The sequence below is a fragment of the Levilactobacillus tongjiangensis genome (assembly GCF_003946345.1).
Taxonomy (GTDB): Bacteria; Bacillota; Bacilli; order Lactobacillales; family Lactobacillaceae; genus Levilactobacillus; species Levilactobacillus tongjiangensis.
Map to the genome: position 1 here is coordinate 53,447 of NZ_RHNY01000010.1, position 16,259 is coordinate 69,705.

The 16,259-nt window shown below is 48.8% G+C and carries 15 protein-coding genes; 12 read left to right on the forward strand and 3 right to left on the reverse strand.

Features of this window, described 5'->3' with window-relative positions; genetic code table 11:
- Positions 1 to 17: 17 nt before the first annotated feature.
- The 10 genes from purM (at position 18) to EKM75_RS07605 (ending at position 11,773) form a co-directional block, all read left to right on the forward strand.
- Positions 18 to 1,061 (forward strand): phosphoribosylformylglycinamidine cyclo-ligase, encoded by a 1,044-nt coding sequence (gene purM, locus EKM75_RS07560; RefSeq protein WP_125693420.1) that lies wholly within the window; start codon positions 18 to 20, stop codon positions 1,059 to 1,061.
- Positions 1,054 to 1,632 (forward strand): phosphoribosylglycinamide formyltransferase, encoded by a 579-nt coding sequence (purN, locus tag EKM75_RS07565; RefSeq protein ID WP_125693422.1) that lies wholly within the window; start codon positions 1,054 to 1,056, stop codon positions 1,630 to 1,632. The genes purM and purN overlap by 8 nt, the downstream gene beginning before the upstream one ends.
- Positions 1,633 to 1,686: 54 nt before the next feature.
- Positions 1,687 to 2,943, forward strand: a complete 1,257-nt coding sequence (purD, locus tag EKM75_RS07570; protein ID WP_125693424.1) for a phosphoribosylamine--glycine ligase — start codon at positions 1,687 to 1,689, stop codon at positions 2,941 to 2,943.
- A gap of 143 nt (positions 2,944 to 3,086) precedes the next feature.
- Positions 3,087 to 3,554 (forward strand): arginine repressor, encoded by a 468-nt coding sequence (locus tag EKM75_RS07575; RefSeq protein WP_125683904.1) that lies wholly within the window; start codon positions 3,087 to 3,089, stop codon positions 3,552 to 3,554.
- Between the two features lie 192 nt (positions 3,555 to 3,746).
- Positions 3,747 to 5,834 carry a PBP1A family penicillin-binding protein gene (locus EKM75_RS07580; protein ID WP_125693426.1) on the forward strand — a complete coding sequence of 696 codons (2,088 nt, stop codon included), beginning with the start codon at positions 3,747 to 3,749 and terminating at the stop codon, positions 5,832 to 5,834.
- 89 nt (positions 5,835 to 5,923) lie between these two features.
- Positions 5,924 to 6,268, forward strand: a complete 345-nt coding sequence (locus EKM75_RS07585; protein ID WP_125693428.1) for a YlbF family regulator — start codon at positions 5,924 to 5,926, stop codon at positions 6,266 to 6,268.
- A 99-nt stretch (positions 6,269 to 6,367) separates the two neighbouring features.
- Positions 6,368 to 7,579: a metallophosphoesterase family protein gene (locus EKM75_RS07590; protein WP_125693430.1), complete on the forward strand. Its 1,212-nt coding sequence runs from the start codon at positions 6,368 to 6,370 to the stop codon at positions 7,577 to 7,579.
- On the forward strand, positions 7,569 to 10,193 hold the full coding sequence (locus EKM75_RS07595) for an ATP-binding protein (RefSeq protein ID WP_125693432.1): 2,625 nt from the start codon (positions 7,569 to 7,571) through the stop codon (positions 10,191 to 10,193). The genes EKM75_RS07590 and EKM75_RS07595 overlap by 11 nt, the downstream gene beginning before the upstream one ends.
- Positions 10,194 to 10,204: 11 nt before the next feature.
- Positions 10,205 to 11,191 carry a 3'-5' exoribonuclease YhaM family protein gene (locus tag EKM75_RS07600; RefSeq protein WP_125693434.1) on the forward strand — a complete coding sequence of 329 codons (987 nt, stop codon included), beginning with the start codon at positions 10,205 to 10,207 and terminating at the stop codon, positions 11,189 to 11,191.
- A 216-nt stretch (positions 11,192 to 11,407) separates the two neighbouring features.
- On the forward strand, positions 11,408 to 11,773 hold the full coding sequence (locus EKM75_RS07605) for a hypothetical protein (RefSeq protein WP_125693436.1): 366 nt from the start codon (positions 11,408 to 11,410) through the stop codon (positions 11,771 to 11,773).
- A gap of 542 nt (positions 11,774 to 12,315) precedes the next feature.
- On the opposite strand, the gene EKM75_RS07610 is transcribed toward EKM75_RS07605, so the two are convergent.
- The 3 genes from EKM75_RS07610 to EKM75_RS07620 all read right to left on the reverse strand — a co-directional run bounded on the left by EKM75_RS07610 (position 12,316) and on the right by EKM75_RS07620 (position 14,134).
- Positions 12,316 to 13,239 carry a peptidylprolyl isomerase PrsA gene (locus tag EKM75_RS07610; protein WP_125693437.1) on the reverse strand — a complete coding sequence of 308 codons (924 nt, stop codon included), beginning with the start codon at positions 13,237 to 13,239 and terminating at the stop codon, positions 12,316 to 12,318.
- 112 nt (positions 13,240 to 13,351) lie between these two features.
- A complete protein-coding gene (locus EKM75_RS07615) occupies positions 13,352 to 13,672 on the reverse strand; it encodes a hypothetical protein (protein WP_125693439.1) in 321 nt (106 codons plus the stop codon).
- A 3-nt stretch (positions 13,673 to 13,675) separates the two neighbouring features.
- On the reverse strand, positions 13,676 to 14,134 hold the full coding sequence (locus EKM75_RS07620; RefSeq protein WP_382338515.1) for an HIT family protein: 459 nt from the start codon (positions 14,132 to 14,134) through the stop codon (positions 13,676 to 13,678).
- 135 nt (positions 14,135 to 14,269) lie between these two features.
- On the opposite strand from EKM75_RS07620, the gene EKM75_RS07625 reads away from it, so the two are divergent.
- Positions 14,270 to 15,004, forward strand: coding sequence for an ABC transporter ATP-binding protein (locus EKM75_RS07625; RefSeq protein ID WP_125693441.1), 735 nt, complete (start codon positions 14,270 to 14,272; stop codon positions 15,002 to 15,004).
- Positions 15,001 to 16,227 (forward strand): ABC transporter permease, encoded by a 1,227-nt coding sequence (locus EKM75_RS07630; protein ID WP_125693443.1) that lies wholly within the window; start codon positions 15,001 to 15,003, stop codon positions 16,225 to 16,227. Before EKM75_RS07625 ends, EKM75_RS07630 begins: the two co-directional genes overlap by 4 nt.
- The last annotated feature ends 32 nt before the right edge of the window (positions 16,228 to 16,259 follow it).

Sequence of the window (16,259 nt, forward strand, 5' to 3'; positions counted from 1 at the left end):
GAAAAGGGGGGACGCACGTGAGTGATGCTTATAAAGAGGCCGGCGTTGACATTAACGCGGGGTACCAGGTTTTAAAAACGGTCAAAGAGATGAGTGGTAATGCACAACTAGGGGCCTTTGGGGGACTGTTTCCTTTGCCATTAACTGACATGGGTCAGAACCCGGTTTTAGTCGCGGGAACCGATGGTGTCGGAACTAAGTTGTTGGTCGCTATTGCTGCGCAGCAACATACGTCAATTGGGATTGATTTGGTAGCCATGTGCGTCAACGACGTTTTAGCACAGGGGGCTCGCCCGTTGTTCTTTTTAGATTACTTAGGATTAGGCCATACGGAAGAGCAACGGGTCGCTGACATTCTTGAAGGTGTCGTAGCTGGGTGCCATGAGGCTGGTGTTGCTTTGATTGGCGGTGAGACTGCGGAAATGCCCGATATGTATGGTCAGGACCATTATGATTTGGCAGGATTTGCCGTGGGACTGGCTAATCAGCCAGATCTGCTTCATCCAGAGAAAGTCTATCCTGGTGATATTTTGATTGGTTTATCCTCAAACGGCTTGCATGCCAATGGATTCAGTTTAGTGCGGAACATCTTATTTAAGCAAAATGATTATCAGTTGACTCAGGAGATATCAGATTTGGGGCATTCGTTGCAGGAGGAACTGTTACGACCAACGACAATCTACGTGAACCAGGTGCTACCATTGCTTCAGCAGAAGCTAGTTGCTGGTATTGCGCATATTACAGGTGGCGGCCTGATTGAAAATGTCGCACGGGTACTTCCCAATGGTTTGCAAGCCCAATTTACACTTGGCAGTTGGCCTGTCCCAGCAATCATGACCTTTCTAGAAAAGGCTGGTAATTTAACTCCAACCGATATGCGGGAAACATTTAATCTTGGCTTAGGGATGGTGTTAGTCGTTCATGCGGACAAGGTACCCGAAGTTTTGGCCAGTTTAAAGGCCAATGGTCAACCAGCTTATGAGGTGGGGTCAGTGGCCATTAATGATCCAGACACCATTGATAGTCCTACCGTTAGCTTTAAGGAGGCTGACCATGACTAAACGTTTAGCCGTGTTCGCTTCTGGTACGGGGACCAATTTTAGTGCCTTGGATCGGGCAATTAAGGACCGACAAATTCCGGCCGAAATTGTGCTACTTGTGTGTGACCATGAGCAAGCGCCGGTGGTTCAGCGTGCTCAGGAAGCCCATATCCCAACGCTGATTGTGGATTTTCATGCATATTCTACTAAGGTCGCGGCTGAGAACTGGATTTTGCGGAACTTGAAAGAAAATCAAGTGGATGCCGTTCTATTAGCTGGTTACATGCGAATCGTGGGTCCGACATTGCTGCAAGGGTATCCGCATCGAATCTTGAATCTACACCCGGCGCTGCTACCAAAGTTTCCTGGTCGTCACGGAATTGCGGACGCTTTGGCAGCAGGTGTACGTGAAACTGGCGTGACGGTTCACTTTGTTGACGCTGGCGTTGATACCGGTGAAATCATTGCCCAACGGGTAGTCCCGGTGAATTCAGGCGATACGGTTGCTTCACTGGCTACCCGAATTCATGACGCTGAACACGACTTATATCCGACGGTTCTTCAACGCTTAATTGATGAGGATGTTCTGTAAGTATTGGGAAGGAAAGCGAAGAAACCACTAAAACTTAAAAAGGATGAAACGAGAATGGCAAAGGTATTAATTGTGGGAAGCGGTGGTCGAGAACACGCCATTGCGAAGACCATGCTAGCAAGTCCACAAGTCACGACGGTTTTTTGTGCGCCTGGTAATCCGGGGATGGTGGCCGATCACCTGCGGCTAGTTGCGATTGATGAGTTAGACTTTGCGGGACTAATTGCTTTTGTTCGCAAAGAAGAGATTGATTTAACGTTCGTTGGGCCAGAGGCGCCATTAGCAGCAGGGATTGTTGACGCCTTTTTAGCAGCTGATTTAGCGGTTTTTGGCCCGTCTCAAGCTGTTGCCCGGCTTGAGAGCTCCAAAGTGTTTGCCAAGCAATTTATGCAGCGAAATGGGATTCCCACCGCTGACTACCAGTTATTTCACGACCTTGCTGCTGCGTTGGCTTATAGTAACCAGGCACCGTTGCCACAGGTAATCAAAGTAGACGGGTTAGCAAGTGGTAAGGGTGTGACGGTTGCGGTTAACCATTTGATGGCTGCTGATGCCTTAACGCAGGCCTTTGAAACGACCGATACGGTGCTTATCGAACAATTTATGAGTGGGTTTGAGTTTTCACAAATGGTATTGGTCGGGGGCGAGCAGTACAGCCTGTTACCAACGGCACAGGATCATAAGCGATTACGCAACCATGATGGAGGACCAAATACGGGTGGAATGGGGGCGTATTCACCAGTTTCTCAGATCACGCCTGAAATTATCCAAGAGACTATTCAGCGCGTGATTGCGCCTACTTTGGCAGGCTTAAAAGAAGAAGGTTTATGTTTCAACGGGATCCTCTACGTGGGTGGTATTTTGACGGCGGCAGGTGTGCAAGTGGTCGAGTACAACTTGCGGCTGGGTGATCCAGAAACACAGATTATCCTCCCACAGGTGACCAGTGATTTTTACCAGGGGATTCAAGACCTGATGGCGCATCGGCAACCGCGGTTAACTTGGCAAGAAGACGTGACTTATTTAGGTGTTGTGTTGGCGGCGCCGGGTTACCCTAGCTGTCCCCAATTAGGCGTGGCAGTCCCGACTGTTGCCGGGGCCGATTATGCAGGTGTGCGGGGTGAAGCTGGTCAGCTAGTCAGTGCAGGCGGTCGGGTCATGTTAGTGAGCGCGCACGCGGCTGATTTAGCCACCGCACAACAGCGAGTTTATGAGCAACTTGAACAGGTGCCCACTGGTGATTTGATTTTTCGAACGGATATTGGTGCTAAAGGCATGGATAAAATGTCCAGCGATAATCCTCAAGCGTAAGCAAGATAGTAGGTCAACGATTCGTTTTTTTGCGTTAAAAACGAATATTTGGTACACTTGCTTTATAAATATGCAGAGACATGTGGCGTTTTTCCGCATCCTTTGTTATACTTAGTGAAATTTTATGCGGGAGGGTCGTCGTCATGAAGAAAAGTATTCGCCAAGCGCGCATTGAGCAATTAATTAATCAGTATCCCATTGGAACTCAGGAAGAATTAATGGATCATCTGGAGGATGTCGGTATTCAGGCGACGCAGGCCACCATTTCACGAGACATTCGAGAAATGCAGATTGTAAAGGCTCAAGATGGACATGGTCACCTGCGTTATACAATCTTTAAAGCGGGTAATCGTAGTGAAAAGGAACATCTGCGAGAGACCATTAATGAAGTGGTGACGGGCCTGACCCGAGTTGAGTTTGTTAATATTTTGAAAACGCTGCCGAGTAACGGTAACCTGTTGGCGGCCATCTTTGATGATTTGAACTTACCAGAGATTGCTGGTACGTTGGCAGGTCACGATACGATTTTTATCATCAGTCCAAGTGCTCAAGTAGCTGAAAAGCTACATGATGAAATTGCGGCGGAAATGAATCCAGAAATTGTTCACTAGGCGTTATTGTGGATTGAACAGGCGTGGGTCGGCAAAAGTCGGGTCACGCCCTTTGTTTGAGATAGGCGCAGTTACATAGGTCAGTCGCGTTAAGCTAATTTAAAGCTTCATAAAGTTTGCCTGAAAACGTAGTTAAGCGCCATGACTATGCTAAAATAGCCATATTATAATTGAGATAGAAGAGGCTATTTTATGAATAACCAAGAACCGAATGAGAATGCTTGGTCCGGATTTAAGTCTGGATTTAAGCGCATCTGGCACCGATTTCAGTTGACCCGCTGGATCATTGTGATCATCTTAAGTATGGTCCTGGTCATGAGTGGGTACTTAACGTTTATGGCCAAGTCGGCTAACGTTGGTGACTTGAAGGCGGCGTTGGAAAATCCCACGCAGATTTATGATCGTCACAATAATAAGGCGGGGACCCTGTACTCCCAGAAGGGGACCTACGTCCCACTTAAGAAAATTACCACGAACGTGCAGAGCGCAGTGATTTCTACCGAGGACCGGAATTTTTATCACGAACATGGTTTCTCCGTTAAGGGGATTGGGCGGGCCTTTTTCCTGTACGCCAAGAATAAAGTACTCCGACAAAACTACATTAGTGGTGGGGGGAGTACATTGACCCAACAATTGGTCAAGAACGCGTACCTCACGCAAGAGCAAACGTTCACGCGGAAATTCAAGGAACTATTCCTGTCAATCGAAGTTGAGAACGTTTATTCTAAGCAAGATATCTTGTCCATGTACCTTAACAACGCTTACTTTGGTAACGGAGTTTGGGGTGTTCAAGATGCCGCTAAACGGTACTTCGGGAAGTCCGCTGCGGCATTGACGGTACCAGAGTCTGCTGTGTTAGCGGGGATGCTCACGTCGCCATCGGCTTACAATCCAGTTGACCACCCGCAGGCCTCACGGGCCCGACGAAACGTCGTTCTGGGCCTGATGGCGGATACCGGAGCCATTTCAAAGTCACAGGCGAAGAGCTATCAGGCGACGGCCCTGACCACGAATGATACTTACAACTATAAGAACAGTTATCGGTACCCGTATTTCTTTGATGCAGTGATTAACGAAGCTGTCAGCAAATATGGCCTCACTGAATCTGAAATTATGAACAAGGGATATAAAATCTATACCACCTTGGATCAGGGTAATCAGAAGCAGATGCAGACATTATTTAAGAACACCTCTTACTTCCCAGCCAATGCTAGCGATGGGACCAAGGTTCAGGCGGCTAGTATCGCCATTGACCCGAATACCGGTGGTGTTGAAGCCGTGGTAGGGGGTCGTGGAAAGCACGTTTTCCGGGGCTATAACCGAGCGACACAAATGCGGCGACAACCGGGATCAACCATCAAGCCACTGGCGGTTTATACTCCGGCATTAGAAAATGGGTACTACTATGATTCCGAACTGACTGACAAGAAGAAGTCGTACGGGACCAATAACTATTCGCCGCATAACTACGGTAACCAATACAGTGGCAAGGTACCGATGTATCAAGCTCTGGCGCAAAGTAAGAATGCACCAGCCGTTTGGTTACTAAATAAGATTGGCGTCGACAAGGGCTACGATTCCGTCAAAAAATTTGGTCTTCCAGTCACCAAGTCTGATAAGAACCTGGCCTTGGCACTGGGTGGGCTGAAGACCGGAGTCTCTCCGCAGCAGTTGGCTCAAGCTTACACGGCGTTTGCTAACAACGGGACCATGTCGTCGGCGCACTATATTCGTAAGATTGTGGATGCTTCAGGAAATGTAGTGGTGGATACTTCTGACTCTGCTGCGAAGACGACTAAGGTCATGTCGAGCAAGACCGCTAAGCAGATGACCAGTATGATGATGGGCGTCTTTAACTACGGAACCGGGGTTAGCGCCAAGCCTTACGGATATACGATTGCTGGTAAGACCGGGAGTACTGAGGCTGATGGTGATTCCGATGCCACCCGTGATAAATGGATCGTGGGATACACCCCTGACGTCGTTGTGACGACTTGGGAAGGGTTTGACAACACGAGCAACAAGAATCACCTGGAGAACGTCAGTGGTACTGGTGAGGGGCCACTCTATCAGGCTGAAATGCAAGCCATCTTACCAAACACCAAAGGAACTGCCTTTGACACCAAGGATGCTTCTACCATCGCCAAGGGCGAGGACAATTCTAGTTCTAGCGACAGCGATATCTGGGATCAGGTACAGGAGGGTATTAACAACGCTGGGAAGTCCTTTAACAGCGCAGCTAATACTGTCAAATCTTGGTGGAAATCAGTCGTTCAATAGTGAAATCCCTCTGGGGTGAAAGCGCAAACCATGGTACAATAATAAATGGCAATTCAACTGGGCGTAGGCCCAACAAGGAGGAAACACCAATGGCTGAAAAGATGGAAGACTTGGGTGCACAATTAGCCCAAGCACTTCAAGAATCAGAAGAATTCACGGGTTTAGAAACGGCATACAACGACATGAAGGCTGACGCCGACACGTACCAGCTGTTTAAAGACTTCCAAAAAATCCAAATGGACTTGCAACAAAAGCAAATGGCTGGTCAAGAGTTGACCAACGACGAGATGAGCCATGCCCGCGAAGTTGCTGACAAGGTTTCTAAAATCGATTCCATCAAGACTTTGATGGAAAAGGAACGGGATGTTAACACCCTGTTATCCAACTTGAATCAGACGATTACGAAACCCATCGAAAGCATCTACCAGGGCTAAAACGTCTGTTGATCGTCGGTACAACCCCTCATTCTTGGGAGGTCCGTGCCGGCGATTTTTCAATTTAAATCGCTAAAAAATGAAAGGAGTGCTCACTTGATGAAATTTATTCACGCTGCAGATTTACATTTAGACAGCCCGTTTCTCGGCCTTACGGGGCTGCCAGCCTCATTGGCAACGACCGTACGAGAATCTACCTTTACGGCGGCCACCAAGGTATTTGACCGTGCCCTCAGTGAGCACGTCGACTTTGTCCTCTTGGCGGGTGATTTATTCGATCGGGCTGAGCAGAGTGTGGCCGCGCAAGCATTCCTATTCACGCAATTTTCTCGCTTGGATGACGCGCAAATTCCCGTGATCGTGAGCTTTGGTAATCATGATTACTTAACGGAACAAGCAGTGACTTATCCGAACAACGTGACGGTTTTAGGTGAACGCGTCACGACCACTACGTTACAACTGGCTTCTGGTGAAACAGTGGCCGTGAGTGGTTTCAGCTACCCCCAACGTTGGGTTTCAGATGATCCGTTAGCAGCGTATCCCGTGCACGCCGCAACGGACTGGCACGTGGGGATGTTGCACGGGGCCGTGGCTACGGGTAGTCAGGACCATTACGCGCCATTCGCAGTGGATGAACTGTTGCGCAAACGTTACGACTACTGGGCCTTGGGCCACATTCATCATCGTCAAAGCTTAAATGAACAGCCACCAATCTTATACGCGGGCAACACCCAGGGTCGAGCTGTGACGGAGACTGGCATGAAGGGGGCTTACCTGGTTCACAGTCAGGATGGCCACTTAGTGCCGGAATTTTTCCCAACTGCAACTGTAATCTGGGAAACGGCCGAGCTCGCTCTGGATGGAACTGATCTGGCAGCACTCAACGAAGAGCTGCTGAACTGGTTAGCTGCGCACCCAGCGGATCAGACCACGCTCACTGCAATAACGTTGACAACCAGCTCACCATTTTCGGTAGCTGAGCAGCAACGATTAGCAACCGGTGACTGGTTACAGCTCTTTCAACGGACGCACCAACGCCAACTGAAGGCGGCCCAGCGTTACATTGTTCGGTTTAGTTTAGATGAAAGTACCACGGTAGTTCCAGCGCCCAACCTGGATCAGAGTTATTGGGAGTTGGGGGCCAAGACGGTGTTTACCGCGGCCAATCGACAGGAATTATTCGGTAAACTAGCACAGGAACCGGCGTTGGCGGCGTGGTTTGACCGGCCTGAGACGGCAGCTAGTTTGGAAACGGCCGCACGTCGCCGGTTAGCGCAATTAATGGGAGAGGAGGGTCAGGATGAATCTTAAGCGGTTAACGATTTATGGTTTTGGTCACTTTCACGATCGAACTTTTGATCTATCACCTGGTCTGAACTTCCTAGTGGGTCCTAACGAAGCGGGCAAGTCGACGTTGACGCAGTTCATCACAGCCATTTTCTTTGGTTTTCCCACGAAAAAACATCCTGAATTACGCTACGAACCGCTGGACGGCAGCCGATTTGGTGGGGCAATTACATTCCAACAGGACGACACGACCTATACCGTGACGCGGACGGACGGTCCCAAAGGGGGAACGGTGACGCTCCATGATGACACCACGAATCTAGATTTACCGGCGGAGCTACTCACCAAATTACTGGCACCAGTCGATGGTCAGCTCTTTACCCGGGTCTATGCGATTAACGAGCCTCGGTTGGGGACAGTCTTTACAGCTTCCAAGCAGGAACTGGTCGACCGGCTCCGGCACGTCGGCGCCGTTGGTAGTGAGTACTGGTTACAGCAAGCGCAGCGCCTGGACCAAGCCGCTGATGACCGGTATAAACCTCAGGGGCGTAATCCCTTATTAAATCAGCAATTGCGAGAACATCAGGAATTATCGGCTAAGCTGGAGAAGGCCAACGGGGCCTACCAAACGTATTGGCAGCTGCGTCAGCAACAAGTCGACGGTGAGCGTCAACAGCAAGTTCTTCAGACAACGCTAACACAACAACGACAGGCAACGACTAGGCTGACCCAACTGTTAGCTCAGTGGCCAACCTATCAGCAATGGGTGGCGTTGGCTCCGGCTGCGGAAGCTGTCTCCCATGGATTCACTGCTACCGACGCAACTCGCTTAGAGCAGTTGCGAAGTGCAGCGACCGCCAGTGAGCAGACGTTAGCGGATGATCAACAACGGTTTGCGGAGTTACAACGTGATCAGCAACTGCCACCACTGTTTGATCAGTATTTACCCATCGCCGATAAAGTCGATGCGCTTACGCAACGGCTACCGCAAGTTCAGGGTAGTCAACAGGAGGCACAACGGTTAGGCACATCGCAGCGGGATTTGGAACAACGTGCCGGTATTTTGGAGCAACAATATGCAGTGAACGGGCAAATGCCGCGACCATTTTCACTGGCGATTACTCAGCAGGTGCGGCAATTAGCGGGGGAGCTAACCACAGCGAATCAGAAACGGCGCCGTTTACAGCAACAACTTAATCAGCGCAACGAACAATTTCGACAGGTTCAGCCGACGCGTCAGCAGCACAATAACCCATTAGCGGATAAGCAGGTCGGATGGCTGGCAGCTGGTCTGGTCGTCCTTGTGGGCGCCATGTTCCTCCCCAATACATTTCTCAAGCTCGCTGGCGCCTTGCTGGGTGTTGCAGTTGGCTATTATGGTGTTTTTTTGGTTGACAGTAGCACGCCAGCTAGTCGTCAATTGGATGAACTGACCGAAGATATTCGTGATCTGCAGGCCCAGCTGCGTGAAGGTGGGCAGGCCGTTGATGCGTTGACAACTCAGTTAGATACGATTGGTGATGCTCACGGAATGAGTCAGATTCCGTTGGAACAATGGTCGGCGGCCCAGTCTGCCATTGCCGAGTGGGAGCGATTGACGCGTTTGCTGGAAACAACGGCCGAGCAAGCTGCGACGCAACAAGCAACGGTTCGGCAGTTCTTACAGGAGGCAACGACCATTCTGCCTGATTTAACAGACCAAGACCTAGCAGCAGTGGCATCTCAGCTGACACAGTTGCAAGCTACGCGGCAAGCACTAAGCCATCAAGAAACTGATGTGGCAGCCTTAGCGTCCCGGCTACAAGCAGACCAAGCGGCGGTCGAGCGGGGAAAACGAGAACTACAGGCATTTTTACGGACACGGAACTTAACCGATGTAGCGGCTTTCTATCAACAGTATCAAGCAGACCGAACGCAAACGGAACGCCAGCAACAGCGACACACACTGGTCACTCAGATTGGGGCCGACAACTTGACGGCTTTGAAGCAACAGATCAGTCGAGCAGCGTTGCAGCAACAAGTGACCACGGCTCAACAGAATCAAGCTACTACACAGGCGACCTTGGACCAGACGACTAGTCACTTGGCAACGTTACAGGGGCAGTTGACGCACCTGACGGCCAGTGGAACACAAGCCACGTTGCGGCAGAAGCTTGCCGATTTGGAAACACAAATGACCCAGACGGCGGCTACCTGGCTGACGGAACGATTGGTGAGTCAGTGGATTTCGGCAGCGTTGGCGGCGGCTTCCGGTGACCGCTTACCACAAATCGTGGCGCAAGCTAGTGAATTTTATGGTAAATTAACTGAAAACCGGTATACTAAAATTGAACTGACACCAACCACCTTACGAGTTCAGCGTGCGACTGGTGAATGGCGCAACGTGGGGCAACTTTCACGAGGGACGGCCGAACAGCTAGACCTTGCCGTGACCCTAGGTTTTGCGGTCGTGATGAATCGACAGGTCCAGATGCCCCTGATTATCGACGATGGTTTTGTGAACTTTGACGAGGCCCGCCGACAGGCTGCCTATCGCTTGTTGGCGACCATCGCGATGGACGTGCAGGTCATTCTCCTGACGGCTGATGAAAGTGTGACCACGCACACCACGGGTAAGGTTTTACGGTTGACGGAATAGGAGGGACTTTCATGGCGGCAACAAAAAAATTAATGGATTATGGCGTCGATGAAGCGGTCGATGTCTTTGTACTTTTGAAAGCGGCGGACGTGCGGACGGCCAAGAACGGTAAACAATACATTGCACTGGTGTTTGAGGACCAATCCGGTGAGATTTCTGGTAAATACTGGGATGCTTCGCCCGAAGACATTACAAATTATGTCGCGGGCCGCGTCGTTCACCTACAAGGAAAACGGGAAAATTATCAAACGCATCCACAAATCAAGATTTTTCACTTACGCTTAACCAATCCAGGTGAACCGAGTGATCCCAACGCCTTCATTGAACAGGCACCAATGAGTCGGGCTGAAATGGAAGATTACATCACACAAACGATTTTTGAAATCACGCAGCCAACGTGGAACCGAATCGTCCGGAAGCTGGTCAGTGAGTACGCTGATCAGTTCTACACGTATCCGGCGGCCAAGAGTAACCACCACGCCTTTCAAGGTGGATTAGCTTTCCATACGATTTCTATTTTGAAGTTGGCCCATTCAGTGACGGCCCAATATCCTGACCTAAATGCACCACTGTTATTCGCCGGTGCGATTCTTCACGACTTAGGCAAGACAATCGAACTGTCGGGGCCCAAGTCCACGACCTATACGCTGGCTGGAAATTTAATTGGGCACATTGTGTTGATCGATGGGGAATTGGTCCGGGCGTGCGACACACTTAAATTAGATCCTCAGGCTGAAGATGTTCTGTTGCTACGGCACATGATTCTCAGTCACCACGGCCTGTTGGAATATGGGTCTCCGGTTCGTCCAGAGTTGCGTGAAGCGGACGTCTTACACCAGTTGGATGAGCTTGATGCGTCCATCATGATGTTGGACACGGTTGTGGAACACACTCAGCCGGGAGAATTCTCGGAACGGGTCTTCGCTATGGACGGGCGTCGGTTCTATCGGCCGACCACTGACAGCCCTAAGTCACCTGATGAGCCACAGCAACCTTAGGCTTGTTCATGAATAGTCACGTTCCGGTGACCAGGGGTGGGGCTTACTGTGTGGGGGACGCTTCAGCCAAAAGGCGGGCTTCTCGCTCGATTTGAAGCCCCGAAGACCACGTGCCTTCAAAGACGCCCTAAATTAGTCAAAAACTTCAAGGAATCGTTTAGGCCATCCTATATCTATAAGATAAGATAGAAGTTATTAATATAGAAGAGTGGGTGTATGATGAAGAAAGCGGTCACGATGGTATTAAAAATATCAGCCTCAATAATAACCATTTATTTAGGCCTATGGTACTATATAAACGCAGACGCAGAATTATATACGGTTCAAGCAGTTGATCGGTCATATATTTGGTTTGATATACTCCTGTGGTTAGAAGTCGTATTGATGGCGCTTATATTAATTAACTTGTGGTTAGGCTTTCAAGTATCTAAGAAAATAGCTAATTGGTGTGTGATAATCTCATTTGTTGTGTCTATTTTGATTCTTTTAACGGCACAGGCGCTAGGATCTTTGATCCCATTGATATTGCTTTTGGCGTTAATTGTTTGGATTCTCAATTTCAAATTAAAAGAATGGCATTAGTAATGAGCAATCGTAAGTTACGAGCAGTGCCAGTTAGTCTTAAATGATTGAAATTCAGCAAATCTTTACTTCGGTAAGGTGTTCAGTCAAGCGATGGGTCATAGGTTAACGGCATAAAACACCTAATTATTAATCAGATTAATTAAAAGAGGCTCTTTGTCAACGGGTGTTGATGAGGGGAATTTGTGAGGTTCAATTCATTTTCGAATTGGGCTTCTTTTTAATGCAAAAATGGTGTCGATGGATTTCTCCATCAATACCAAATATCATAGAACCGTTTTTGTTTGCACTGTGAAGTGGGGAGTGAAGAGTTGAGGTTGGGATTAATCTTCTTGACTGGTACCTGGAACCATGCAGTCAATGTGATCGGTTAAGCTAGTTGCCACTTAGGAGGCTATTATAGTTCAATGATCCAATGTAAGCAGAGGTCCCGCCCTGACGCCCGGAGGTGACCAAGCTCAGCACTATCGCATTAAACCAGTCTCAAGGTAAAAAAAGAAGGTTCCAACCAATTTGGTTGGAACCTTCAAGTTTAATCGAAATTACTTGGATGAAGATGAAGCGGAAGTCTTAGAACTTGATGATGATGCCAAGTAGTCAGACAAGATGTTCTTCAAGTCATTATCCTTGATAGAAACATTACCCTTCTTCAAGACCTTAGCAACCACGTTGTGCAGAACAGTACTGTCATTCATATCGCTATCAATGATTTGTGACTTAAGTTCTGCCTTGTGTTGGTTGACGGTACCCTTACCAGGGTTCTTCAGCATCAAGATAACGTGGTAACCATATTGCGTCTTAACAGGCGTCGTGGTGTATTCGTTAGTTTGAAGCTTGAAGGCAGCCTTCTTGAAGGTTGCGTCCAGTGAAGTGTCAGTGCTATCGAAGGCACTCAACTTACCACCTTTGTTCTTGGTAGCAGTATCAGTAGAATCCTTCTTAGCTAACTTCGTGAATTCGCTAGTCAAGTCGCTCTTCTTAGTACCCTTTAAGTCTTTGATGATTGAATCAGCGGTAGACTTCTTGGAAACTAAGATGTGGGCAACCGTGACTTCTGGTTCGTAGCTCTTGAATTGCTTCTTGAGTTGGGCATCAGAAATCGTGACGTTATCCTTAACAGCTTCCTTCAAAAGTAAGTTTGAACGAATTTCCGTCTTCAAACCGGATTGCGTCATACCGCTTTGAGAAAGAACACTGCTAAATGATGAACCGTATTGCGCCTTGTACTTGTTGAATTGCTTGGTAACTTCGGACTTCTTGACCTTGTCACCGTATTGCTTTTCCAAGACTTTGTTCAAAATCATCTGTTGCAGAACTTGCTTACCAGAAGACGTACCCTTTAAACTACTGTAGTACTGGCTTTCAGTAATCTTACCACCATTAGTAGTGGCAACGGTTTTGTTCCCACAACCGGCAAGCGTTACGGTCAGTAACAGACCGGCGAAGGCGATAAACCATTTCTTCATATTGCTCAACACATCCATTCATCAAAATTGGTGTAAACACCATACTCAGACATCATAACACAAATTAACGTCAACCGAAAAAGGTCAACAAAGTTTTACAAAAAGTTCAGAATTACTTAGCGTCCCATTTGGCCAGGGTCTCCTCAATGGCGGCAACCCGAGGAGCGATTTTAAACGCAAACTTATCAACAGCCGCTTGGATTTCATCTAGAGTGGGTTGTGCGTCGGTGACGGCTTGGGAAAGCTTGGCAACGTTGTGTGTCAACTGGTTCTTGGCACCGCGCAGGTCGTCAATCTTTTGGGCGGTGTGCTGAGTCTGAGCGCGCACGCCCTTGCCCCAAGTCAGAGGATCTTGCTTCGTTAAGGTTAAGTAAGCAGCTAAACCAACCCCGGTAGCGAGAGTGGCGCCGGTTAGAAAACGACCAATTCCCATAGTTTAGTCCTCCAAACTTACTTTAATCTTATCTTGAATGGCAGCGTAGTCGGCTGGACTGTAGTTGTCGGAATTATCCTTGAAAATCATCTTGAAGTCATCGTGGTCCGTGTAGCGGGGAACCAGGTGAATGTGGGAGTGGAAGACGGATTGGTAAGCCACCTTGCCGTTGTTGTTCAGGATGTTCATCCCGGTGATAGCTGGGTCAGAGGCTTGAACGGCCCGGGCAATCTTAGGAATCCGGGAGAAGACGGCGGCTGCGAGGTCGGCGTCATAGGCGAAGATGTCCTTCACGTGCGTTTTGGGAATGACCAGGGTGTGGCCGGGAGTCCCTTGTGAGATGTCGAGAAAGGCCTTGACGATGTTGTCCTCGTAAACGGTGTAGCTGGGGATGTCCCCCTTTAAGATCTTGCAGAAAATACAATCGTCATCGTAGTGCGGTTCTAGCGTCATTTTATCCATGAAAACTCCTTCTTTCGCAGTGATTTCACCCATTATACACCACCAACCCGGGGGAGTTCACCTAGAATCGTTCGTTCACTGGGTCAGCTATGGTATAATAGCCTGGTTAAATTAAAGGAAATGAAGGGATGTTGAATGGCTCTTGAAGTCAGCCATGTTGTGGGGGGCTACTCACAGATTCCCGTCTTAAAAGATATTAGTTTTGATGTCCGCGACGGAGAGTTAGTCGGCCTCATTGGCTTGAACGGGGCGGGGAAATCGACCACCATTAATCACGTGATCGGTCTTTTGACGCCTCATAAAGGAAAAATTACGTTGAACGGGGTCACCATTGAACAGGACAGTCAGGCGTACAAGCAACAGATTGCCTACATTCCAGAAACCCCCGTGTTATACCAAGAATTAACGTTACGTGAACACTTAGAGATGACCATGATGGCCTATGATTTGGACCAAAAAGTGGCTTGGGAAACGGCGCATGAGTTGTTGAAGACCTTCCGGCTGGATAATAAGCTAGATTGGTTTCCAGCTAACTTTTCTAAAGGGATGAAACAAAAAGTCATGATTGTCTGTGCTTTTCTGACCAATGCCAAACTCTACATTATTGATGAACCCTTCTTGGGGCTTGATCCGCTGGCCGTGAATGACCTGTTGAACCTGATTGAACAACGCAAGAAGACTGGGGCCAGCATCTTGATGTCGACCCACGTGTTGGATACGGCTCAACGGTACTGTGACCGGTTTGTCTTACTTCATGACGGTCAGGTCAAGACCGAAGGCACCCTCAGTGAGCTCCAAGCCGCTCTTCCGGAAGCGGGGGAATCACTGAATGATATTTATCTTTCCATGACGAAGGTTGATCGCGCATGACGGGGTTATTTCAGACCCGGCTACAACGTCATCTCCGGGAAATGGCGAAGTACTTGCGGCTGGTGTTCAACGATTTCTTTGTCTTTGCCTTGCTCTTCTTTCTAGGGGGCTTAGGTCTCGGTTACTCCAACGTTTTAAAACAACTTAAATATGGTCAGTGGTGGGCACCGGTCATTGCCCTGATAGTTCTCGTCATTGTCGTGCAGATCGGTCGATTTGCGACGTTGATTGAGGATGCAGACCGGGTCTTCCTGTTACCAAAGGAACGGGCGATGCACGCGTACTTTGTCTCCGCACGGCGGTACAGTCAAGGCTTAGCGCAGGCAACGCAGGTGATCACGCTGTTCATTTTGTCACCGTTTCTGAGTGTGTCGATGCATTGGACAATCACTCAAATCCTAGTTCTGGCAGTTGCCCAGATTATTTTGAAGGATGCTTTCCTACGGCTTGACCTGGCCAGTGCTTACCAAGTGACTGCGCAACGCCGAATGAACCAGTGGTGGATCAAATGGTTACTGGCTATTGTTATTTTGGCAAGTGGGCTGTGGTTTATGGCTTACGCGGCAGTTGTTTTGGCAGTAGTCTTGGACGTTGCCGTTGCCGTGTGGTTTCATCAGCATTGGGAAAACCAGCAGATTCGTTGGCGAGAACAAATTAAGCTAGAAGATAATCGGATGCTGGGCATCTATCGGTTCTTTAACCTCTTTACGGAGGTTCCCATGGTGTCCGGGACCATCAAACGGCGGCGGTACCTCGATTGGTTGTTTGCGCGCATCAAGTCACAACACAAGCAAACGTATCTGTACCTATTTAGTCGGGGGATGGTCCGGGGAACTGAATTTAGTGGATTAGTGGTTCGGCTGACTGTGATCGGTATGCTGTTGCTGTACTTCGTGCGGGGACAGTGGTTACCGATTATCTTGGCAGCGCTCTTCATCTACTTGATTGGGTTTCAGCTCTTACCGTTCTTCCACCAATACGATGACATTGTCTTCAGTCACGTCTATCCGGTAGCCTCAGACTTGCGACTCAAGAGTTTCGTCACGCTAGTCACCTTGATTCTCAGCGTGGCAGCGCTGTGTCTGTGGGTCGTCGTGGCAATTGCCAACCCATCATTGGAAACGGCGGGCTTAGCCTTGTTGGTCGAAGTCGTCGAAGTTTGGTATTTAGCCCGACTCTATACACCACAACGCTTGGCGCGGGCGGATAAAAATAGGGGTTGACGTGTCCCTGATTTCCCCATAGAATTAGGAGT